At 72.4% G+C, this 21,096-nt stretch carries 19 protein-coding genes; 5 read left to right on the top strand and 14 right to left on the bottom strand.

What is annotated here, in order from left to right:
* Positions 1 to 30: 30 nt before the first annotated feature.
* The 4 genes from UXQ13_RS19705 to UXQ13_RS19690 all read right to left on the bottom strand — a co-directional run bounded on the left by UXQ13_RS19705 (position 31) and on the right by UXQ13_RS19690 (position 3,724).
* Complete coding sequence (locus UXQ13_RS19705) at positions 31 to 957, bottom strand: oxygenase MpaB family protein (protein ID WP_225233398.1); 927 nt, start codon at positions 955 to 957, stop codon at positions 31 to 33.
* A 99-nt stretch (positions 958 to 1,056) separates the two neighbouring features.
* Entirely contained in the window at positions 1,057 to 1,476 is a 420-nt protein-coding gene (locus UXQ13_RS19700) for an anthrone oxygenase family protein (RefSeq protein ID WP_225233397.1), read from the bottom strand.
* Between the two features lie 112 nt (positions 1,477 to 1,588).
* Positions 1,589 to 2,749, bottom strand: a complete 1,161-nt coding sequence (locus tag UXQ13_RS19695; RefSeq protein WP_225233396.1) for a Fic family protein — start codon at positions 2,747 to 2,749, stop codon at positions 1,589 to 1,591.
* Positions 2,750 to 2,854: 105 nt separating this feature from the next.
* Positions 2,855 to 3,724: an SDR family NAD(P)-dependent oxidoreductase gene (locus tag UXQ13_RS19690; RefSeq protein WP_225233395.1), complete on the bottom strand. Its 870-nt coding sequence runs from the start codon at positions 3,722 to 3,724 to the stop codon at positions 2,855 to 2,857.
* Between the two features lie 60 nt (positions 3,725 to 3,784).
* Here UXQ13_RS19690 and UXQ13_RS19685 point away from each other — a divergent pair, with 60 nt between their 5' ends.
* Both UXQ13_RS19685 and UXQ13_RS19680 read left to right on the top strand, forming a co-directional pair.
* Positions 3,785 to 7,159: a pyruvate carboxylase gene (locus tag UXQ13_RS19685; RefSeq protein WP_225233394.1), complete on the top strand. Its 3,375-nt coding sequence runs from the start codon at positions 3,785 to 3,787 to the stop codon at positions 7,157 to 7,159.
* A 97-nt stretch (positions 7,160 to 7,256) separates the two neighbouring features.
* Entirely contained in the window at positions 7,257 to 7,475 is a 219-nt protein-coding gene (locus UXQ13_RS19680) for a hypothetical protein (RefSeq protein WP_225233393.1), read from the top strand.
* Positions 7,476 to 7,484: 9 nt separating this feature from the next.
* Here UXQ13_RS19680 and UXQ13_RS19675 read toward each other — a convergent pair whose 3' ends face one another.
* From UXQ13_RS19675 to wrbA, 6 genes are all read right to left on the bottom strand, one after another.
* The gene (locus UXQ13_RS19675; RefSeq protein WP_336392816.1) at positions 7,485 to 9,806 is read right to left on the bottom strand and encodes a putative bifunctional diguanylate cyclase/phosphodiesterase; all 2,322 of its coding nucleotides are present in this window, start codon (positions 9,804 to 9,806) and stop codon (positions 7,485 to 7,487) included.
* 70 nt (positions 9,807 to 9,876) lie between these two features.
* Positions 9,877 to 10,761 carry an isocitrate lyase/PEP mutase family protein gene (locus UXQ13_RS19670; protein ID WP_336392815.1) on the bottom strand — a complete coding sequence of 295 codons (885 nt, stop codon included), beginning with the start codon at positions 10,759 to 10,761 and terminating at the stop codon, positions 9,877 to 9,879.
* Positions 10,762 to 10,818: 57 nt separating this feature from the next.
* Positions 10,819 to 11,871 carry a pyrimidine utilization protein A gene (gene rutA, locus UXQ13_RS19665; protein WP_336392814.1) on the bottom strand — a complete coding sequence of 351 codons (1,053 nt, stop codon included), beginning with the start codon at positions 11,869 to 11,871 and terminating at the stop codon, positions 10,819 to 10,821.
* 57 nt (positions 11,872 to 11,928) lie between these two features.
* On the bottom strand, positions 11,929 to 13,308 hold the full coding sequence (locus UXQ13_RS19660) for an MmgE/PrpD family protein (protein WP_336392813.1): 1,380 nt from the start codon (positions 13,306 to 13,308) through the stop codon (positions 11,929 to 11,931).
* A 40-nt stretch (positions 13,309 to 13,348) separates the two neighbouring features.
* Positions 13,349 to 13,954 carry an isochorismatase family protein gene (locus tag UXQ13_RS19655; protein WP_336392812.1) on the bottom strand — a complete coding sequence of 202 codons (606 nt, stop codon included), beginning with the start codon at positions 13,952 to 13,954 and terminating at the stop codon, positions 13,349 to 13,351.
* On the bottom strand, positions 13,951 to 14,565 hold the full coding sequence (gene wrbA, locus UXQ13_RS19650; RefSeq protein WP_336392811.1) for an NAD(P)H:quinone oxidoreductase: 615 nt from the start codon (positions 14,563 to 14,565) through the stop codon (positions 13,951 to 13,953). The genes UXQ13_RS19655 and wrbA overlap by 4 nt, the downstream gene beginning before the upstream one ends.
* A gap of 113 nt (positions 14,566 to 14,678) precedes the next feature.
* On the opposite strand from wrbA, the gene UXQ13_RS19645 reads away from it, so the two are divergent.
* Complete coding sequence (locus tag UXQ13_RS19645; RefSeq protein WP_336392810.1) at positions 14,679 to 15,380, top strand: FadR/GntR family transcriptional regulator; 702 nt, start codon at positions 14,679 to 14,681, stop codon at positions 15,378 to 15,380.
* Positions 15,381 to 15,591: 211 nt separating this feature from the next.
* On the opposite strand, the gene UXQ13_RS19640 is transcribed toward UXQ13_RS19645, so the two are convergent.
* Both UXQ13_RS19640 and UXQ13_RS19635 read right to left on the bottom strand, forming a co-directional pair.
* Positions 15,592 to 16,110 (bottom strand): HEPN domain-containing protein, encoded by a 519-nt coding sequence (locus UXQ13_RS19640; RefSeq protein ID WP_336392809.1) that lies wholly within the window; start codon positions 16,108 to 16,110, stop codon positions 15,592 to 15,594.
* Positions 16,107 to 17,222, bottom strand: a complete 1,116-nt coding sequence (locus UXQ13_RS19635; RefSeq protein WP_336392808.1) for a DUF262 domain-containing protein — start codon at positions 17,220 to 17,222, stop codon at positions 16,107 to 16,109. The genes UXQ13_RS19640 and UXQ13_RS19635 overlap by 4 nt, the downstream gene beginning before the upstream one ends.
* Before the next feature lie 252 nt (positions 17,223 to 17,474).
* Between UXQ13_RS19635 and UXQ13_RS19630 the strand changes: the two genes are divergently transcribed.
* Complete coding sequence (locus UXQ13_RS19630) at positions 17,475 to 18,587, top strand: VOC family protein (protein WP_336392807.1); 1,113 nt, start codon at positions 17,475 to 17,477, stop codon at positions 18,585 to 18,587.
* Here UXQ13_RS19630 and UXQ13_RS19625 read toward each other — a convergent pair.
* Positions 18,574 to 19,122 carry a TetR/AcrR family transcriptional regulator gene (locus tag UXQ13_RS19625; RefSeq protein ID WP_336392806.1) on the bottom strand — a complete coding sequence of 183 codons (549 nt, stop codon included), beginning with the start codon at positions 19,120 to 19,122 and terminating at the stop codon, positions 18,574 to 18,576. The two genes, UXQ13_RS19630 and UXQ13_RS19625, sit on opposite strands and share 14 nt — an antisense overlap.
* A 75-nt stretch (positions 19,123 to 19,197) precedes the next feature.
* Between UXQ13_RS19625 and UXQ13_RS19620 the strand changes: the two genes are divergently transcribed.
* On the top strand, positions 19,198 to 19,902 hold the full coding sequence (locus tag UXQ13_RS19620; protein ID WP_336392805.1) for an alpha/beta fold hydrolase: 705 nt from the start codon (positions 19,198 to 19,200) through the stop codon (positions 19,900 to 19,902).
* Here UXQ13_RS19620 and UXQ13_RS19615 read toward each other — a convergent pair.
* Positions 19,892 to 21,088: an amidase gene (locus UXQ13_RS19615; protein WP_336392804.1), complete on the bottom strand. Its 1,197-nt coding sequence runs from the start codon at positions 21,086 to 21,088 to the stop codon at positions 19,892 to 19,894. The two genes, UXQ13_RS19620 and UXQ13_RS19615, sit on opposite strands and share 11 nt — an antisense overlap.
* Positions 21,089 to 21,096: the final 8 nt, after the last annotated feature.

The raw sequence follows: 21,096 nt of genomic DNA, 5'->3' as shown, positions 1-21,096 counted from the left end.
GTGCGCGTCCTCACCTGCAGCTGACGATGATCAACTCGCCAGGGAGGTCGCCCAGGCGGGAGCGGGGCCCGTGCCCAGGCGCCATCTCGCGGCCTCCTCGCTCGGGCTGTGCGAGCCCAGGGCCAGGTTGAGCGCGCGGAGCTGGGCCTCGGTGACCAGCAGCTGGGCACGGTCCAGCGGCGACCGGGACGCGCGACCGGGCACCCGGGCCAGCGGCGCGATGGTGGGGGAGACCAGCCGGGCCGCGCCGCCGGAGAACCCGGCGTAGACCAGCCGCTCGGGCGCGGACAACCCGGTCGGGGCCTGCAGGAACGCCAGCAGGTCGTCGGGCACCGGCTCCAGCACCGGGCGGTAGCCGCGGATGGCCTCGGCCAGCTCGGTCCGGGTGGTCGGCAGGTCGGTGGCACCCAGCCGCTCCGCGGTGCGGGCCCACTCGCGCACGTAGTCGTCGCCCCAGCGCGGGCCGAACCGGCTCATGTCCCGACCGACGGCGGTCTGCGCGGCCAGGAACGCGTCGGTGAAGGCCAGGTGCACCCAGCGCAGCAGGTCGGGGTCGCCGGCGGAGTAGGTGCGGCCGTCGTCCAGCGTGCCCTTCACCCGGCGGTGCATGCCACGGACCCGGGCGGACTCCCGCTCGGCCAGCTGCGCCGAGCCGAAGGTGCTCACCACGAGCCAGCGCGCGGTGCCGGCCAGCCGCTTCCACGGGTCCTCGCGGTAGGCCGAGTGCCGCTGCACGCCGGCCAACGCGAGGGGGTGCGCGCCTTGGCCGAGCAGCGCCGCCACCCCGCCGACCAGCGTGGACAGGTCGCCGTGCACCCGCCAGACGACGCCGTCCGGGTCGAACCAGCCGTCACCCGTGCCGACGGTGGCGATCTCCCGGACCCAGTCGGGTGCGCCGGTGGGATCGCCGGAGACGCGCCCGCGGAAGGCGGCCCGCGCCGCGTCGAAGGGGTTCACCACCCCACTCTGCGGGTTCCGTCGTGCACCCGCCCGCCGTCACATGACGCCTACGCACCATTCGAGGCCGGGAATGGTGCGTCACCGTCACATGACGCCTCAGGCGAGGAGGAGCAGCACCGACGCGACGGTCGCCGCTGCCGTGCGCAGCGAGTTCCACCGCGTCCACGCCCGCAGGTACGCCGGCCAGGTCGACGGATCCCGCTCCAGGCGGTCGTTGAGCGGCACGTTCGCCGCGATCGTCACCCCGACGGTGCCGGCCAGGTACAGCCCCGCACCCACCCGGGGCAGCACGCCGGGGCCCACCACGAGGACGGCGACGCAGGCGGCCGCCGTCCCGAACAGCAGGACCATCAACGGCGGCCGGACGGCGGTCACGTTCACCGCCCGCATCGCCGACGCCCCGTCGTCCAGCCGCCCCAGCGCGGGCATCACGAACCCGCTGAACGCGAAGAACACCCCGCCCACCAGGGCGCAGCCGACGGCGGTGAGGGTGCCCAGCAGCTCCACGAGCGGCACCGTACCGGCCTCCTTGACGGTGCTTATATCAAGTTCTGAGCAGAAAACTTGATATGAGCACCGTCCATGTCCAGCGCTCTTGACGTCGACCGGACGTGCCGGGCGGCGGCGGTCAGTCTGTCGGGGGAGCGCTGAGCACTCGGACCACGTCGAGGGCGACGAATCGACGACGGCGCCCAGCGGGTGGTCTCTCGGCGAGGACCCCCAGCTCGAGGAGCTTGTTCATCGCCGTCAGGATGGCCTGGGAGGTCCGGCCGGTCCTGCGCGCCGTGGCGGGTACGTCCAGGTACGGGTAGGCGATGAGGGACTCCGCGATGTCCCTGACCACACCTTGCGTCGCCGAGGCACGCACGAGCGAGAGGTACTGCTCCTGGAGCCGCAGGAGTGCATCCACGCGATGTGCCGTATCGGTCGCCGACGCCTCCAGGCCGCGAGCGAAGAAGCGGACCCAGGCGTCCCAGTCGCCGGTTCGGCTGACCTCCAGCAGGTGGTCCTGGTACTCACGGCGCCTCTGCTCGAACCAGGGGGAGATGCTGAGGAGCGGCTCGTCCAGGACGTCGTCGTGCAGCAGCTGCAGCACGACGAGCAATCGCCCGATGCGTCCGTTGCCGTCGTTGAACGGGTGCAGGGTCTCGAACTGGTAGTGGGCCTGGGCAGCGGCGACGACTGCGTCACGCGGCTCATCCTCGGTGATCCAGGTGAGGAGATCTCGCAGTCCGGCTTCGAGGGCCGGACCTGGCGGCGGCGGGACGAAACGCGCGGATTCGATGCCGCCGTCCGGGCTGCCGATGGCGACCTGGATGGCACGCACATGCCCGGCTCGGCCCGTGTCCGCCCCGGTCCCGGCGACCAGCCTGCCCTGGAGGTCCTCGAGCAGGGAGACGGTGAGCGGACGACCCTCGGACAGCCACTCGAAGGCATCCTCCGCGGCGTAGACGTAGTTGAGGACCTCGAGCAGGTCGGCGGAAGCCGCTGGGTCCGCGCTCTCGGCTCCGGCCGCCAACACGTCCTCGAGCGGGGCGAACGTGCCCTCCAGAGCCGAGGTGCTCTGGGCCTCGCGGCGCAGCGTCGGGCGCCTCAGGAGGGCAGGCGCGGGAACCTGGCGACCAGCCTGGTGAAGCCTGCCCAGCGCACGGTTGGCGCGGCTGACTGCTCGCCAGGTCTCGGACGTGAGGGCAGGCTCGGCATCGAGGGCATCCGGGAGGAACGCGGCGTGGTCGTACTCCCTGCCGCTGCGTCCATCCGTGCCGCGGATGGGGATGAGTGATCCCACCGGGCTGTTCCGGAACCTGGCTACGTCCACCGAGCCTCCTACATCAAGTAGTTGCCTACTTTACTTGATATAGGAGGGCTGGATGTCCAGTTGGCTTGACGTGGCTCAGATGTCGCGCCAGGGGCCCTTCGCGGCGTTCTCCTCCGGGCGGGACTCGAACACGTTGCCGTCGGTGGGCGGCACCGAGTCCCGGCTCATCCCGAACACCTTGAGCAGCGGGCCGACGAGGGTGTCGAACACCTGCGGCACCAGCCGGTAGCCGGCGATGATCACCGGGTTGGCGATGCCGGACTGCTTGAGCCGCCGCGGCTTCTCGGCGACGGCCAGGATCGCCTGGCCGACCCGGCGCGGGGAGTAGACCGGCGGCGGCGGGTGGCCGGTGTTCCCGAGCACGGTCGCGGCCTGGTAGTAGATCGGGGTGTTCACCCCGCCCGGGGAGACCGCGGAGACGTGGATCCCCTTCACGTCCCGGGTCTCCTGCTGCAAGGTGCGGATCAGCCCCAGCTGACCCCACTTGGCGGTGGCGTAGGCACCCATCGTCGGCGCGGTGATCGAGGCCAGCAGCGAGCTGACCACGACCAGGTCGCCGCGGCCCTGCCGGCGGAAGGTGGCCAGCACCGGCCGCGCCACGTTCGCCGTCCCGTGGATGGCGGTGTCCACGACCTGCTCGAACACCTCGGGCGGCAGGTCCTCCACGTCGCCGTAGGCCATCACGGTCGCGGAGTGCACGACCAGGTCGAGGGCACCGGCCCGCTGGACGACGGCGGCCATGCCCTCCCGGTCGTTGACGTCGCAGGTCTCGACCACCACGTCGGCGGCGCCGGCGGCCCGGCACTCGGCGGCGGCCTCGTCGAGGGCGGCGCGGCCGCGGGCCAGGAGCACCAGGGAGGCGCCCTGCTCGGCCAGCAGGAGGGCGGTGGCGCGACCGATGCCGCTGGAGGCGCCGGTCACGAGGGCGGTGCGCGGAGAGGTCACCGTCCTGTCGTGCCCTGCCGCTACGGTGCCCACACCCGTCGCCGCTCCCCGGGAGTCCCCGTGTTCCAGAAGGTCCTGGTCGCCAACCGCGGGGAGATCGCCGTCCGGGCGTTCCGCGCCGCCTACGAGCTGGGGGCCGGCACCGTCGCGGTGTTCCCGCACGAGGACCGCAACTCGGTCCACCGGCTCAAGGCCGACGAGTCCTACGAGATCGGCGAGCCCGGCCACCCGGTCCGCGCCTACCTCGACGTGGCCGCCGTCGTGGCCGCCGCGAAGCGGTCCGGCGCCGACGCCGTCTACCCCGGCTACGGCTTCCTGTCCGAGAACCCCGACCTGGCCGCGGCCTGCGCCGACGCCGGCATCACCTTCGTGGGCCCCAGCGCCGCCGTGCTCGAGCTGACCGGCAACAAGGCCCGCGCGATCGCCGCGGCGGCGGCCGCCGGGCTGTCGGTGCTGGCCTCGACCGAGCCGACCGACGACGTGGACACCCTCATCGCCCAGGCCCGGGACATGCCCTACCCGCTGTTCGTCAAGGCGGTCGCCGGCGGCGGCGGGCGCGGCATGCGCAAGGTGGACGACGAGGGCGCCCTGCGCGGGTCCGTCGAGGCCGCCATGCGCGAGGCCGAGTCGGCGTTCGGCGACCCGACGGTGTTCATCGAGCAGGCCGTGGTCAACCCGCGGCACATCGAGGTGCAGATCCTGGCCGACACCCAGGGCACCGTCATCCACCTCTTCGAGCGCGACTGCTCAGTGCAGCGCCGGCACCAGAAGGTCATCGAGCTGGCGCCCGCGCCCAACCTGGACCCCGAGCTGCGCGAGCGCATGTGCGCCGACGCCGTGGCCTTCGCCCGGGCCATCGACTACACCTGCGCCGGCACCGTCGAGTTCCTGCTCGACGAGGCGGGCAAGCACGTGTTCATCGAGATGAACCCGCGCATCCAGGTCGAGCACACGGTCACCGAGGAGGTCACCGACGTCGACCTGGTGCAGGCCCAGCTGCGGATCGCCTCGGGGGAGTCCCTCGCCGACCTGGGGCTGAGCCAGGACACCGTGCAGCTGCGCGGGGCGGCGCTGCAGTGCCGGATCACCACCGAGGACCCGGCCAACGGCTTCCGCCCCGACACCGGCCGGATCACCGCCTACCGCTCGCCCGGCGGCGCCGGGGTGCGGCTGGACGGCGGCTCCTCCATGGGCGCCGAGGTGGGCGCGCACTTCGACTCGATGCTGGTCAAGCTCACCTGCCGTGGCCGGGACTTCGGCGTCGCGGTGGCCCGGGCCCGCCGGGCGGTGGCCGAGTTCCGGATCCGCGGGGTGGCCACCAACATCCCGTTCCTGCAGGCGGTGCTGGACGACCCCGACTTCCGCGAGGGCCGGGTGACCACCTCGTTCATCGAGCAGCGCCCGGAGCTGCTGACCGCCCGGCAGTCCGCCGACCGCGGCACCCGGCTCCTGGCCTACCTGGCCGACGTCACGGTCAACGCCCCGCACGGCGAGCGCCCGCACCTGGTCGACCCGATGAGCAAGCTGCCCGCCGTCGAGCTGGTCGGCCAGCCCCCGGCCGGCTCCCGGCAGCAGCTGCGCGAGCTGGGCCCGGTGGCCTTCGCCGCCGGGCTGCGGGCCCAGCGCGCGCTCGCGGTCACCGACACCACGTTCCGCGACGCCCACCAGTCGCTGCTGGCCACCCGGGTGCGCACCAAGGACCTGCTGGCCGTGGCCCCGCACGTCGCCCGCACCACGCCGCAGCTGCTGTCCCTGGAGTGCTGGGGCGGGGCGACCTACGACGTCGCGCTCCGCTTCCTGCACGAGGACCCGTGGGAGCGGCTGGCCGCGCTGCGCGAGGCGGTGCCCAACATCGCGCTGCAGATGCTGCTGCGCGGGCGCAACACCGTGGGCTACACGCCGTACCCGACCCAGGTGACGACGACGTTCGTGCACGAGGCCGCCCGCACCGGCATCGACGTGTTCCGGGTGTTCGACGCGCTCAACGACGTCTCCCAGATGCGGCCGGCGATCGAGGCCGTGCGGGAGACCGGTACGGCACTGGCCGAGGTGGCGCTCTGCTACACCGGCGACCTGTCCGACCCGGCCGAGCAGCTCTACACGCTGGACTACTACCTGCGGCTGGCCGAGCAGATCGTCGAGGCCGGGGCGCACGTGCTGGCGATCAAGGACATGGCCGGCCTGCTCCGGCCGCCGGCCGCGGCCACCCTGGTCACCGCGCTGCGCGAGCGGTTCGACCTGCCGGTGCACCTGCACACCCACGACACCGCCGGTGGCCAGCTGGCCACGCTGATGGCGGCCTGGCAGGCCGGGGTGGACGCCGTCGACGGCGCGGTCGCCAGCATGGCCGGCACCACCAGCCAGCCCCCGCTGAGCGCGATCGTCGCGGCCACCGACCACACCCCGTACGCCACCGGCCTGGACCTGACCGCGGTCAACGACCTCGAGCCGTACTGGGAGGCCGTCCGGCGGGTGTACGCGCCGTTCGAGTCCGGGCTGCCCAGCCCGACCGGGCGGGTCTACACCCACGAGATCCCCGGCGGGCAGCTGTCCAACCTGCGCCAGCAGGCGATCGCGCTGGGCCTGGGTCAGCGGTTCGAGGAGGTCGAGGACGCCTACGCCGCGGCCGACCGGCTGCTCGGCCACCTGGTCAAGGTCACGCCGTCGTCCAAGGTGGTCGGCGACCTGGCGCTGCAGTTGGTGGGCGCCGGCGTCGACGTCGCCGCGTTCGCCGACGACCCGGCGAAGTTCGACGTGCCGGACTCGGTGGTCGGCTTCCTGCGCGGCGAGCTCGGCGACCCGCCCGGCGGGTGGCCCGAGCCGTTCCGCACGAAGGCGCTGGAGGGCCGCCGGGCGGCGGAGCCCGCCGCCGAGCTGTCCGACGAGGACCTGGCCGGGTTGCGCAGCACGCCGCAGCCGACCCTCAACCGGCTGCTGTTCGCCGGGCCGACGAAGGAGTTCGAGGCGCACCGGGAGGCCTACGGCGACACCTCCGTGCTGCCGAGCAAGGAGTTCCTCTACGGGCTGCGCCGCGGCACCGAGCACGCGGTCGACCTGGAGCCCGGCGTCCGGCTGCTGATCGGGGTGGAGGCGGTCGGCGAGCCCGACGAGCGCGGCATGCGCACCGTCATGTGCACGCTCAACGGCCAGCTGCGGCCGGTCAGCGTGCGCGACCGCTCGGTGGACTCCGCGGTCAAGGCGGCGGAGAAGGCGGACCGGTCCGACCCGGGCCAGGTGCCGGCGCCGTTCGCCGGCGTCGTCACCCTGCAGGTGGGCGAGGGCGACGAGGTCGCGGCCGGCGACACCCTGGCCACCATCGAGGCCATGAAGATGGAGGCCGCGATCACGGCACCGCGGGCGGGGTCGGTCTCCCGGGTCGCGATCGGCGCCGTGCAGCAGGTCGAGGGCGGTGACCTGCTCGTCGTCCTCACCTGATCGGGGGGCTTGGCGCGTCGTTACGGATTGAAGTGTTCCGGATGTGCAAAGGTAGGAAGAACCACATCGGATTGTGCACGATGAGAGGCTCTGCCCCGTGACGTCCGCCCCCGCACCGCCGATCGATCACCTCGCGCACGTGCTCGGCCGGCTGCACCGCCTGGTCGGGATGGGCGCGGCGGCCGAGGACCTCGCGGTCAGCGTCGTCACCCGTTTCCTCACCGGTGACGAGCCGGCCTGGCTCCGTGGCCGGGCCGAGCACGTGCGGCTCGACGTCCTCACGGTGCACGGCGTGCTCGCGGCCCGCCGCGGCTGACCCCGCGGCTCAGCCGGGGATCGGCGCAGGCGCGACCGGGAGGACCGGCGCGGCCTGCTCGGCCAGCCAGGTCGTCCAGGCGGCCGACGGCATGGGGCGCCCGGTCAGGTAGCCCTGCACCGTGTCGCAGCCCAGGGCGACCAGCGCGTCGAGCGCCTCGGGGTCCTCGATGCCCTCGCCGACCACCCGCAGGCCCAGGTCGTGGGCCAGCGCGATGCTGTGCCGGGCGATGGCGGTCGCGGTGGGGTTGGTGGCCAGGTCACGGGTCAGCGACCGGTCGAGCTTGAGCTCGTCCACCGGGAGCTCGTGCAGGTAGGACAGCGAGCTGTACCCGGTGCCGTAGTCGTCCAGGGCGACGCCGACGCCCATGTCGCGCAGGTCGCGCAGCACCTCGGCGACCCGGGTGGGGTCGACCATGAGGGTGTCCTCGACGACCTCGATGGTCAGCGCCCACGGCGGCAGGTGGTGCTGCTGCAGCAGTCCGTGCACCCGCTCGGGCAGCCGGCGGTCGCCGAGGTCGGTGGCCGACAGGTTGACCGAGACCGGCACCGGGAACCGCGCCCACCAGCCGCCGACGGCGGCCACGGCCATGCCGAGGACGGCGTCGCCGAGGGCGGGCAGCAGCCGGCCGTGCTCGGCGGCGGACAGGATGGTCTCCGGGCCGAGCAGGCCGCGGTCGGGGTGCTCCCAGCGGACCAGGGCCTCGCAGCCCGCGACGGTGGTGGTGCGGCCGCCGGTGCCGACCGGGCCCGCCGGGGCCACGTGCAGCTGGGGCTGGAACCACAGGACGAGCTGGGCCGTGCTGATCGCGGTGTGCAGCTCGTCGGCCAGCTGGAGCCGGGAGACCTCGACCCCGGGGTGCGCCGGGGTCTGGTCGTCCACCACGACCGCCTCGGCGCGGTGCTTGGCCTGGGTGAGGGCCTCGTCGGCCCGGCGCAGCAGCGCCAGCGGACCCGACGGCCGGCCGGGGGTGGTGACGGCGACGCCGACGCTCGCGGTGAGCCGGACCCGGGTGCCGTCCACCTGCAGCGGTGCCCGCAGCCGGGTGGCCATCTCCTCGGCGACCCGGCGGGCCTCCTCGGGCCCGGTGCCGCGGAGCACCAGGGCGAACGTGTCGCCCTCCAGCCGGACGGCGACCCGCCCGGTCTGGTCGCCGCCGGTCAGCCGGGCGGCCTGCAGGCGCAGCACCTCGTCGCCGGCGGCGTGGCCCAGGCCGTCGTTGACGTCCCGGAAGCTGTCCAGGTCCAGCAGCAGCAGGGCGGCGGGGAGGTCGTCGGGCAGGTCGGCCAGGGCGGCGTCCAGGGTCCGCCGGTTGCCCAGCCCGGTCAGCGGGTCGCTGAGGGCCTGGGCGCGGAGCTCGTAGAAGTTCTCGGTGGCGCGCAGGGTGAGCACGGTCCGGGTGGCCATCGAGACCAGCGCGGCCACGGCCAGCAGCACCGGGGCGGGGCCCAGCGGGTGCAGCGCGCTCCAGGCGAGCACCACCAGGGCGGCGGTCGCCCCGCCCGCGGGCAGCACGATGCGGCGCACCTCCAGCCGCAGCCGCCAGGACTGCTCGCGGACGGTCCAGTCCGGCGGGCAGCGGTGCGCCGCCCAGGCGAGCAGGACCGGGCCGGTGACGTAGAGCAGGTCCGACGGCGCGCCGAGCCCGCCGGCCAGGTATTGGCCCAGGTCGGCGACCAGCTGCAGCCCGACGGCGAGCACCGGCAGCAGCACGCTGCGCAGGCAGCCCAGCACCGAGCCCAGGCTGGCCAGCAGGGCGATGAGCAGCAGGTCGGCACCGACGTAGCCCAGGGCCAGCATCGTCGCGGCGTCCGCGTCGTCCACGGTGGCCAGCACGAGGGCGGCGGCCAGCGCGAGCGCGCCGAGGCCGGTGGTGAGCCCGTCGACCCACACGGTGGGGTGCGGGCGCAGCCGCAGCCGGCGGAGGAAGAGGAAGGGCATGGCGAGCAGCGCGAGGTAGGCGGCGCCGTAGACGCCGTCCACCCAGGACGGGCCGGCCCCGAGGGAGGGCGCCGCCACGTAGGCGAGGTCGGCCGCGGTGAACAGCAGCATCACGACGGCGAGGGAGCCCCAGAGGGGCGCCAGCGTGGTCGCCCGCACCGCGGCGCACCCGGCCACGACCGCGCACAGGGTCGACAGCAGCCCGAAGGCGACGGGAGCCAGGACGCCCTGCCAGGGGCTCGCCAGGTCGGGGGAGACCGCCAGACCGCCGACGGCCAGCACGGCGAAGACGGTCGCCGACCAGACGGCGGCCCGGCTGGCCGTGGACCAGCCGGGGTGGTCGCGCCGGGGGTCCCGGCGTCGCGGATCCCTGCCCGCCATCCCCTGCATGACCGCACCATCGGCGGGGAAAGGTCTGATGTGTAGCGACTACAGCCACCCTCACCCCGCCGGGGTGGGGTCAGCCGGCGAAGCGGGCCTCGTCGGCGCGCAGCTCGGGCAGGCCGATGGTCTGCAGGAAGCCGTCGAAGTCGCCCATCGGCGCCCCGGCGGTGGACGACGTCTGCCTCAGCGTCGTCAGCGCGGCTTGCATCGCGTGGGTGGCCGCCAGCAGGGTGCTGATCGGGAAGAGGACCAGGGAGAAGCCCAGCTCGGCGACCCGGTCCATGGTCAGGCCCTCGGTCTGGCCGCCCTCGACCCAGTTGAAGAGCAGGTGGTGGCCCTTCAGCTCGGTGGCCACCAGCTCGACGTCCTCGGCGGTGCGCGGGGCCTCGACGAAGAGCACGTCGGCGCCGGCGTCGGCGAACCGCAGCGCCCGGTCGATCGCGGCCCGGGTGCCCTCGACCTGGGCGACGTCGGTGCGGGCGATGACCACCAGGTCGGGGTCGGTGCGCGCGGCGACGGCGGCCCGCACCTTCGCCACGGCCTCCTCGACGTCGATCACGGCCTTGCCGGCCATGTGGCCGCAGCGCTTGGGCGAGACCTGGTCCTCGAGCTGCAGCCCGGCGACGCCGGCCTGCTCGTACTCCCGCACCGTCCGGACGACGTTGAGCGCGTTGCCGTAGCCGGTGTCGGCGTCGGCGATCAGCGGGACGTCGACCGCCTGGGCCATCCGGCGGGCGTTGTCGGTCATCTCCGCCCCGCCCAGCAGCCCGACGTCCGGGCGGCCCAGCAGCGAGGCCGACGTCCCGAAGCCGGTCATGTAGACGACGTCGAAACCGGCCTGCTGCACCAGCCGGGCGCTCAACGCGTCGTAGGCGCCGGGGGCGATGAGCGGGCCGGGGGCGGCCAGCAGCTCGCGCAGCCGGGCGCGGGGGTTCGGGCGGGGGGCGACGAACGAGGTCACGGGGGTCCTTCCGGGCAGGGCGGACCGGCGGGGCCCGGTCGGGGCCCCGCCGGGGAGTCAGCCGAGCAGGGGTCGGACCTTCTCGCCGAAGGTCTTCACGCCCTTCTCGAAGTCGTCGAAGGTGAACATCATCCCCTTGACCCCGGGCATCTTCGCGACCTCGTCGATCTGCCGGGCGACGGTCTCGGGCGAGCCGACCAGCGTGGCCATGTTGAAGTTGACCGCGCCCTCGGGGAGGTTGATCGTCCGCGCGGTGCCGCCGGAGTCCGCCGTGGTGTCCTTGGACCCTTCCTCGCTCATGTAGCCGAGCGCGCCCAGGTCAGCGCCGTCGTGGTAGCTCTGCCACTTGGCCTGGGCCTCCTCGTCGGTGTCGGCCATGATCGCCATGAACAGCGGCAGCGAACCGACGTCCCGACCGCTCTTCGCCGCGGCGGCGGCCAGCTTCTCGGTGGGCTCGCGGTAGGTCTCGGGGGTGTTCACGCCCGGGGAGAGGATGAAGTTGTAGTCGCCGTGCTCGGCGCAGAACTGCATCCCGCGCTCGGACTGGCCGGCGCACACGATGTCGATCGGTGCGCTGGGCTGCGGGGACAGCTTGCAGTCGGTCATCTGGAAGTACTTGCCGTCCAGGTCGCAGGTGCCGGTCTCCCACAGCGCGCGCAGCACCTGGACGTACTCGGTGGAGTAGTCGTAGCGCTCCCCGAAGTACTGGTCGCCGGGCCACAGGCCCATCTGGGAGTACTCGCCCGACGCCCAGCCCGACACGATGTTGATGCCGAACCGGCCCGGCGCGATGGAGTCGATGGTGGTGGCCATCCGGGCGACCAGCGCCGGCGGCAGGGTGAGGACGGCGGTCGACGCGTAGAGCTTGATCTTCTCGGTGACGGCGGCGAGGCCGGCCATGAGGGTGAACGACTCCAGGTTGTGGTCCCAGAACTCGGTCTTCCCGCCGAACCCGCGCAGCTTGATCATCGACAGCGCGAAGGCGAAGTCCTGCGCCTCGGCCTCCTGCACGATCCGCTTGTTCAGCTCGAAGCTCGGCATGTACTGCGGAGCGTTCTCGCTGATCAACCAGCCGTTGTTGCCGATCGGGATGAAGACGCCGAAGTCCATGCCTGCTCCTGTGACTAGAAGGTGGGGTGGGCCGGCGTCGCTGCCGGGGTCTGGGGGTCAGCCGGCGGCGCAGGCCTCCGCGAACGTGCGGGCGGAGGTGTCGGTGGCCTCGCGGCCCAGGGACAGGACGGCGGCCAATACCCGCTCGGTGGTGGCCTCGTCGGCCACCGGGGCCATCGAGCCGCGGAACTTGGTGACGACGTCGTCGTCGGTGAGCGGTCGGTCGGCGTGGCCGCGGTTGACCTGCTCGCGGTGGGTCAGCACCCGGCCGTCGGTGGTGGTGATCTGCACCCAGCCGGAGTAGGCGGCCGGGAAGGCGCTCTCCGGGTCCGGGACGACCTCGACCTTGCGGGCCAGGGCGAGCACCTCCGGGTCGCGCAGCGCGTCGTCCTCGAGCTCGGCGAGGGTGAACCGGCCGCGGGCGAGCGCGGTGGAGACGACGTAGGGCAGCGAGAACTTGGCGTCGTACTCGTCGCGCGGCTCCCACTTCGCCGCGGCGGGCTCGCAGACGACCTTGCCGGGCACCGGGTGGATGGCGCAGCGGATCGCGGCGACGTCCTCCGTGCGCAGGTCGTGCTGCTCGCGCAGCAGCAGGACGGCGTCGGCGAAGGCGTGCGCGAAGTGGCAGATCGGGTACGGCTTGACCGCGGTCTCGGCGGTCTCCCACCGCTCGCCCAGGCTGGCGGCGACCAGCTCGGGGTGGGTCTCGCGGCCGGCGAGGTGGGTGGCGAACAGGCCGAACCGGCCCTCGTAGACCGCCTCCGGGCCGCTCCACCCGGCCTTCGCGAACGCGGCGGCGGTGATGCCGGACTGGGCGGCCCAGCCGGGGTGCAGCCGCTTGGTCCAGGAGCCGTCCTCGAGGAACTCCAGCAGCCCGGCCGCCATGGACCCGACGACGCCCTGCGCGGCGACCAGCTGGTCCTCCGCGAGACCGGTGACCGAGCCCGCCGCGACCGCCGAGCCGAACGCGCCGGCCAGGGCGGTGGGGTGGAAGCCGAGGTCGTGGAACGCACCGGCGCCGGCCAGGCCGACCCGGGCGGCGACCTCGACGCCCAGCACGTAGCCCAGCAGCAGGTCGCGGGTGGTCGCGTCGGCCGCCACGGCGGCGGAGATCGCGGCCGGCAGCGCGGAGGCGGACACGTGGGTGACGGCGCCGATGTGGGTGTCGTCGAAGTCCAGGCCGTGCACCAGCACGCCGTTGAGGACGGCGGCGTCGCGGGCGGGCAGCCGGGTCTTGGACCCCAGCACCGGGACGTCGCCGGGGCCGAAGGAGCCCAACGCCTGCGCGGCGGTGTCGGCGAACGGGTGGGCGGACGCGGCGAAGGCGAGGCCGACGGCGTCCAGGACGAGGTGGCGGGCGCGGTCGAGCACGGGGGCGGGGACGTCGTCCCAGGTGGTGCGGGCGACGACGGTGGCGACCTGGCGGGCGAGGCTCATGGGTGACTCCCTCCTGTGACGGCGACCATAGGTCAGACGTTTAGCCGGCGGTAGTGCCGAGCGCGCGGAACCAGGCGACGCCGTCGGGCACGACGTCGGCGTAGCGGGCGTCCAGGTCGACCAGTGCGGCGTCGTGGATGGCGGTCGACCGGTCGGCGACGGCGTCGGCGAGGACGACGGGGGCGTAGTCCAGCGAGGCGGCGTCGACGACGGTGGCCCGCACGCAGCCGGCGGTGGTGAACCCGGCGACGGCGAGGGTGTGGACGTCGAGCTCGTGCAGCAGGTCGTCGAGCACGGTGTGCACGAACCCCGAGGCCCGCTTCTTCGTCACCACCGGGTCGCCGTCGACGTACCCGACGCGGTCGTCGAACTCGGCCAGCTCGGCGCCGGGGCGCAGCTGCTTGAGCGCAGGGGCCTTCGCCGTCCAGACCGGGCCGAGCTCGTCGTCGTCCTCGAAGAGCACCCGCAGCCAGACGACCGGGACGCCGGCGGCGCGGGCGGCCGCGGCGGCCCGGCCGCAGCCCTCGGCGGCCGCGGAGACGGCCGGGTCCAGGGTGAAGAGCTTCTGGCAGTCGACCAGGACCAGCCCCGGGCGCTCGGTGGAGGCCAGCCGGCCCATGCCGACCTGGACCGGCTCGGCGGTCATCCCGCGAGCCCGTCGGCGACGATGCCGGCGAACTTGGCGAGGCGCACGCCCTGCAGCCGGCAGGCCTCCAGGGCCACGTCGTCGGGGGCGGCGCCGGAGCGGGAGACGAAGGAGCCGCCGTAGGGGTTGCCGGACTCCTTCATCAGGTGCCGCTCGCCGTAGCCGAGGGGGAGGACCAGCGAGCCCCAGTGGTAGAGCACGTTGTTCATCGCCAGGATCGTGGACTCCAGACCGCCGTGGCCGGTGGAGGCGCTGGTGAACGCCGTCCCGACCTTGTCGGCGAGCTTGCCCTGGAACCACAGGCCACCGGTGGTGTCGAGGAACTCCTTCAGCTGGCCGGCGGGCAGGCCGAAGCGGGTGGGGCTGCCCAGGGCGATGCCGGTGGCCCACTCGAGGTCGTCGAGGGTGGCGGTCTCGTAGCGCGCCTCGTCGACGAAGGCCTGCCACTTCGGGTTGGCGGCGATCGCGGCGGGCGGGGCCAGCTCGGGGACGATCCGCAGCCGGACCTCGGCGCCCTGCTCCGCTGCGCCCTTCCCGATGGCCTCGGCCATGGCGGCCAGGTTGCCGGTGGAGGAGTAGAAGACGACGGAGATGCGGGAGGTGGCGGGCACCGGGGGAGCTCCTCGGGTCGGGGAGCTCCATCCAAGTGTCAGACGATTGCCGCCGTCAACGCCGGCCCTGTCAACACCGTGTGAACCGGGTGCGCGCTGGCAGGATGGGTCGGGTGACGGGGCCTGCGTACGCCGTGCTGGCGGGGACCATCCGGGCCCGGATCCTGAGCGGCGAGCTGGCGCCGGGGTCGCGGTTGCCCAACGAGCAGGAGCTGTCCGCCGACTTCGGGGTGGGTCGGTCGACGGTGCGCGAGGCGCTGCGGTCGCTCGCCTCGCAGGACCTCATCCAGACCACCCGCGGGGTGGCCGGGGGGAGCTTCGTGAGCGTGCCGACGGTCGGGCACCTCTCGGCGCACCTGGAGACCGGGGTGACGCTGATGGCCGCCGCCGAGCGGGTCACGGTCGGGCAGCTGATGTCGTTGCGTCACCTGCTGGAGGTACCGGCTGCTGGCGAGGCGGCGCGGCACCGCACCGACGAGCAGCTGGAGGACTTGCGGCGGGCGGAGTTCGACCCCGCCGAGTCCACCGGCGAGGCGACCTACTCCGCGAATCAGGACTTCCACCTGGTGCTGCTGCGGGCGACCGGCAACCCACTGCTGGAGGTCATCACGGCGCCGCTGTTCCGGGTGCTGGCGACGCGGTTCGGCCGGGACCACGCGCCGGACGGGTTCTGGTCGTGCGTCGCGGATGACCACGCGGAGCTGCACGACCTGGTCGCGGCGCGGGATTCCGACGGGGCGATCACCGCGATGCGGCGGCACTTGGACCATTTGACCGGCGCCTACCTTCAGATGGACCGACTAAGTCGCGGCTGATTTCGTGCTCTGCGATCAGGGAGCGCAGTGGCGGTTAACCACGCGGCCGACCTGTAACCCCCTCGCGACCGTGCATCGTTACCGTCCGCGCGCATCTTCATAACGGTCGCTCCAAGGTGTAATGCCAGCTTCTGAGGACGGCGTGGCTTGCAGAGTGCTCACACGCGACAGGCGAACGCCCTACTGGACGATGGTCCGAAGGTTGGTCGGCTTAATGCCAACCAGTCCTGGTGTTATCGAGAGCGGAAGGCCACGCAACAGCCGATTCGAATACTTCAAGGACCTTGAGAGCCTTTGGGTAGAGAGACTCCAGTTCGTGGAACGTTAGGTTTCCCAGCGAGTTCTCGTTCTCGCCGTCATGGGCGACCCCGTGTCGATTTTGGACGATCGCGTCCCAGGCTGCCTTTTCCTCGTCGGTAGCGCCAGCCCCAAACTTGGCCTTACATGAAGAGTCAAAGAACGAGGCTGTGCCGGCTAGCTCACTAATCTTGATACTCCTGATCAGCCTTTTTGCGGCAATTCTGGTGAAGGAATGAAGGTGTGCGTCGACACCCGCAGTTCGACTACGACTTGACACGATCTCCCGGACCTTCGCCTCGAACGAGGCGTATATTACTGCAGAAACGTAAGATGTGAGAATTGTGTCGACGGGGCCGTTGAACCCGTTGCTTACGTTGAGATGGGTACGGCAGGTGTCAAATGCGTCGTCGACGCGGTGCAGCTTAATCATCGACCGAAAAGGCGTTGCTCCACCAATCGGAGGCGCCCGCGTACCTGATCGACGTCGGTAGTTCCGCCGCGTACGAGACTCTCGAACTCTCGCGATCGCGATAGATCGTGGTACCGCTGTGCTACATCGTCCGTTATCTGGTCCAGATTTCGAGCAAAAGCAACGAAGACCGAGTCGTACGCGGACGAATTAAGTCCAGCGTAGAGATGAAACGGTCGCCGTCCGAGGTGTTCGTGTATAGCTTGCACAGTTTCAGTGAACTCGCGAGAATATGCGGAGATTCGCTCCGGAGAGTCCTGTGCGTGTCTCCGCATGAAGCGGGACATGAAATCTTTCATCGGCTTTTCGTAGGACGATGCCGCGTGAAGCAGTGCGAAAAAACGAAGCACGAGTTCAACGTCGCGCATACGGCTGTCTATGCGCGGCTTACCCAGGATCTCGCGCCATTCGGGCAATTCGTTCAGATCGTGAAGCAGGTCGTTGAACGGGCCCGAGCATACTGCATTTCGAACTTCCTGATTATGCAGCAGAGTTCCACCCGTATTCAACCTCTCGAAGATATGAAAGACACTAGTGTCATCGTCGGGATCTAGTTGGCGCACGATGAATGCGCGAAGAACACTGTTCCGCAAACGTCGAGAGGCCCCTTCGTTGGTTTCTTTCAGCTCCTCATAAGTCAAGTTGTAGTAGGGGCTATCCTCGCTCAGTCCCTTCAGGCGAAATGTGGTGCGTTTACCACCGGATTCCTCGCCGAAAAATCCTTCTAGGAAATAAAAGAGAGTCCTCAACCTCTGTTGCCCGTCTACGACTAGCGATTTCTCACTTCGGCGCTCGGTGTAGAGGAATATTGCAGGAACTGGAAGTCCGACTAGGAACGACTCGATTAACTTGCTGGCCTGGGCTTGCGACCACACAAACCCGCGCTGGAACTTTGGGATTACCAGGTCGCCAGCATCCCATTTTGATGCCAGTACTTCGACTGTGTAGTCGGCGGGATAAGTCGCGATCTCATATGACGGCGGCGAGCTCTGCCGATCAGCGAGCTCGGAGTCAGAGTCTTCGAAGCCGATGTCGTCATCGTTCGTGCTGTTCGTCAAGTCAAACTGGGTCATCGATTTCCCGTTCGTTGATGGGTCGTCAGATGGTGTTAAAAGTTTGAATAACCATGCGGGGGTTTGGTCGTCTCGACCGGCCGAATGCGCGCCAGTCGTTGCTCGCGGTCCGCCCGGCGGAAGATGAATAGACGAACGTGGACGTGGCCGGCCGTGCGTCTGCACCGGGTCCTCGGCCACAGATCACCGGCCCACCCTCGCATTGTCTCGGAACCGTCGCGCGGCGGGCCCGTGCGGCACTACGGTGCCGGGATGACGGACCCCGGCTGGCGCAGCATCGGTGGCTCGGCGACGGCGTGGTTCGACGCGCCGTCCCAGGTGCAGGCAGCGGCCTGGGCCGGCCGCGTCGTGGAGATCGCGCCGGACAGCGCCGTCGACGTCCGGGCGACCGGCGCGCAGGTGCGGCTGGACTCCGCCGAGCACGCCGCCGCGGTGTCCGCGGCCGCGCACGACCTCGGGCTGACCGCCGATCCCGGGGCGCTGCAGCGGCTGGACGTCGTCCTGGAGTCTGCTGACCCGGCGGGCGCGGCCCGGTTCTGGGGGTCGGTGCTCGGGCCCGATCCCGCTGACCGCGACCCCGCCCTGCTGATCCGGCTGTCCGACGAGCACCGCCCGCTGCGCAACCGGATCCACCTCGACGTCGTCCGCCCCGCCCCGGCAGTCGCGGAGCTGGGGCTCGGCGCGGGGTCGGGCCCGTACGGCGTCCGGCAGGCCGACCCCGAGGGCAACGAGGTCGACCTGCTCCCCGGCGGACCGCTGGGCGAGGGCGCCGAGGACTGGTGGGCCGTGTTCAGCGCGATGGCCTGCTACCGCACCGACTCACCCGCACAGCTCGCTGCCGCCGCCGCGGACCTGGTCGCCGGCACCGGGCTGCCGCTGCTCGTCGACGTCCGACCCGACCTCGTCGTGCTTGACAGCGGCAAGGACCAGTGGGAGGACGGCGTCTGCGGCTCGGCGGCCGACGTCCTCGCGCTGGCCACCCGCCTGCAGTCCGCGGCCCGCGACCTCGGCGCCGTCGCCGACCCGCAGCTGCCGCGGTTCGTGCAGCTGTTCCTGGACGCCGCCGACGTCGCCGCCGTGCAGGCGTTCTGGACGGCAGTGCTCGGCTACGTCGCCGACGAGCGGCCCGGGCTCACCGAGATCCACGACCCGCGCCGGCTCGGACCGGTCATGGTCTTCCAGCCCCTCGACCCGGCCGAGGAGGACCGCCGCCGCCAGCGCAACCGCCTGCACCTCGTGCTCACCGTGCCCGAGGACGCCGTCCGGGCCAGGATCGACACCGCCCTGGCCGCGGGCGGGCGGCTGGTCGACGAGGGCCGGGTCGTCGACCCCGAGGGCAACGAGCTCGTCGTCACCTCGGGCTGAGCGAGGTCAGGAACTCCGCGAAGGCGGCGTCGGTGCGCTCGGCGTCGCCGGTGGCCTGCCGGTCGATCAGCAGCCCGCGGATCACCGCCAGCACCAGCGTGGCCAGCTCGGGGCGGCCGAGGGTGGCCAGCCCGGCCTCGAGCGGGCCCAGCCAGTCGGTCGTGGCCAGCCGGCGGAACTCCGGCCACAGCTGCTGGTCGGCGTCCTCGCGCAGCGGTGAGAACACCCGCAGGAACGTCGCCCCGTCCGGGCCGGAGATGCCGGCCCAGGCCCGGGCCAGGGTGTCGGTGTAAGGCTCGCCGGGGCGGGCCCGCAGCAGCTCCTCGTACGCGGCGACCTGACGCTGCCGGGCCCGCTCCAGCACGCCGCGCAGCAGCTGGTCGCGGGTGCCGAAGTGGTACAGCAGCATCCGGGCCGACGTGCCGGTCGCCGCGACGAACGGGGCGATCCGGTCGGGCAGGCCGTGCGCGAGCGCGTGGTCGGCGCAGGCGGCGAGCAGCTGCTCCCGGATCTCCGGCTGGGGTCGGCGTCCCACCGCCACATCTTTTCGCGTAACGATCGCTACGTCTAGCGTTCTCGGCGACGGAGTCGAGACAGGCGGGGAGCTGCGATGAGGGTCGTGTTCGTGCACGGGGCGTGCGTCCGGGACGGCGCATGGTGGTGGCACCGCACCGCGGGGCTGCTGGCCGAGCGGGGCGTCGACAGCGTCGCGCCGGCCCTGCCCAGCTGCGGAGAGACCGGCCTGACTGCCGGCGCCGGCGGACCCGGGCTGGCCGAGGACGTCGCCGCCGTCCGCGCCGTGCTGACCAGCAGCGACGAGCCGACCGTGGTGGTGGCGCACAGCTACGGCGGCATCGTCACGGCCGAGGCCGCCGCCGGCGTGGACACCGTGCGGCACCTGCTGCTGGTCTCCAGCTACCTGCCGGAGGTCGGGCAGTGCCTGGCCGACTTCGGCGGGGACGGCGGCCCGGCCCCCTTCCTCGCGGTCGACCCGGACGCCGGCACCTTCGCCGTCCGGCCCGAGCTGCTGGTGGCCACGTTCCTGCAGGACTGCGACGGCGACGTGCAGCAGCAGGCCACCGAGCGCCTGGCCCGGCAGGGCGCACAGGTCCTCGGCCAGGCCGTCGGGGCTGCCGCGTGGCACGACGTGCCCTCGACCTACCTGGTCTGCGCGCAGGACCGGGGGACGCCGGCCGACCGGCAGCGGGACTTCGCGCAGCGGGCGGGCCGGGTCGTGGAGATCGACGCCGGCCACCACCCGTTCCTCTCCCGGCCCGCCGAGGTGCGCGACCTGGTGCTCGGCCTCAGCGGCTGACCGCCGGCGGCCGCGCGGTGTGCCAGGCGGTCTGCTCCTGGAACCACAGCCCGGCCGCGAGCAGCACGTCCTCGGCGTCCACGGGCGCGGTCAGCTGCACGCCCACCGGCAGCCCGGACTGCGGGTGCCGGCCCACCGGCAGCGCCAGCGTGGGGCCGGCGTGCAGCGACCACGGGTAGGTCAGCTGGCCCAGTCGCCGGGACACCCGCAGCACGTCGTCCGGGTCCGCGCGCGGCACGTCGACCGGCATCGTGGGGGTGAGCAGCAGGTCGACGCCGTCCAGCGCGGCGGAGATCCGGTCCTGCAGCGCCTGCCGGGCGAGGACGGCGGTCGCCCGCTCGTCGGCGGTGATGCCGCGGCCCAGGCCGACCCGGACCAGCGTGTCCGGGTGGAACCGCTCCGGCTCCGTGGCCAGCCGGTCGGCGTGGATCCGGGCCAGGTCGGCGTAGACCAGCGTGTAGACGATGTCCTGGGCGTCGAGCAGGCCCTCGACCTCGATCGGCACGACCTCGGCCCCGAACACCGCCACCGCGGCGTCCACCACCGCCCGGACGCCGGGGTCGACGTCGGTGAGCAGCTGCACCGGCAGCCCGATCCGGCGGGGGACGGCGGGCGCAGGCAGCGCCGCCGTCGAGCCGGTGAGCACCCGCTGCGCCCGGGCCACCAGCGCGACGTCCCTGGCCAGCGGGCCGACGGTGTCCACGTCGTCGCAGACCGGGAAGACGCCGTCGGTCGGGATGGAGCCGATCGTGGGCCGCAGGCCGACCACGCCGCACGCCGACGCCGGCAGCCGGATCGACCCGCCGGTGTCCGTGCCCAGCGCCAGGTCCACCACCCCGGCGGCGACTGCCGCACCCGACCCGCCCGACGATCCCCCCGGCATCCGGTCGAGGTCCCACGGGTTCCGGCACGGCCCGGCCGCGGAGTTCTGGTTGGTCACCCCGACGGCGAACTCGCTCAGGTTCAGCGTCGCCACGAGCTGGGCGCCGGCAGCGGTCAGCCGCTGCACGACCTCGGCGTCCGCGCCGGGCACCCGGTCGGCGAAGAACGCCGACGCGCAGGTCGTCGGGCCGCCGGCGACGTCGATGTTGTCCTTCACCCCGAGCCGGATCCCGGACAGGGTGCCCCCGGGGACGACGGGGCGGTCGACCCGGCGGATCACGGAGTTGGTGCGGGCGTCGTCCATGGGGTCCT

It is taken from the genome of Klenkia terrae (genome assembly GCF_037083865.1).
In the GTDB taxonomy this organism is placed as follows: domain Bacteria; phylum Actinomycetota; class Actinomycetes; order Mycobacteriales; family Geodermatophilaceae; genus Klenkia; species Klenkia terrae.
Note: the sequence above shows the minus strand (reverse complement) of the source record. Positions and strands in the feature narration are given on the sequence as shown.

What these genes read in the sequence shown, in the direction of transcription:
- UXQ13_RS19675 (WP_336392816.1), bottom strand. Translation starts at nt 9,806, where the DNA reads ATGCAGGGGATGGCGGGCAGGGATCCGCGACGCCGGGACCCCCGGCGC.
- rutA (WP_336392814.1), bottom strand. Translation starts at nt 11,871, where the DNA reads ATGGACTTCGGCGTCTTCATCCCGATCGGCAACAACGGCTGGTTGATC.
- UXQ13_RS19660 (WP_336392813.1), bottom strand. Translation starts at nt 13,308, where the DNA reads ATGAGCCTCGCCCGCCAGGTCGCCACCGTCGTCGCCCGCACCACCTGG.
- UXQ13_RS19655 (WP_336392812.1), bottom strand. Translation starts at nt 13,954, where the DNA reads ATGACCGCCGAGCCGGTCCAGGTCGGCATGGGCCGGCTGGCCTCCACC.
- UXQ13_RS19640 (WP_336392809.1), bottom strand. Translation starts at nt 16,110, where the DNA reads ATGATTAAGCTGCACCGCGTCGACGACGCATTTGACACCTGCCGTACC.
- UXQ13_RS19635 (WP_336392808.1), bottom strand. Translation starts at nt 17,222, where the DNA reads ATGACCCAGTTTGACTTGACGAACAGCACGAACGATGACGACATCGGC.
- UXQ13_RS19630 (WP_336392807.1), top strand. Translation starts at nt 17,475, where the DNA reads ATGACGGACCCCGGCTGGCGCAGCATCGGTGGCTCGGCGACGGCGTGG.
- UXQ13_RS19620 (WP_336392805.1), top strand. Translation starts at nt 19,198, where the DNA reads ATGAGGGTCGTGTTCGTGCACGGGGCGTGCGTCCGGGACGGCGCATGG.
- UXQ13_RS19615 (WP_336392804.1), bottom strand. Translation starts at nt 21,088, where the DNA reads ATGGACGACGCCCGCACCAACTCCGTGATCCGCCGGGTCGACCGCCCC.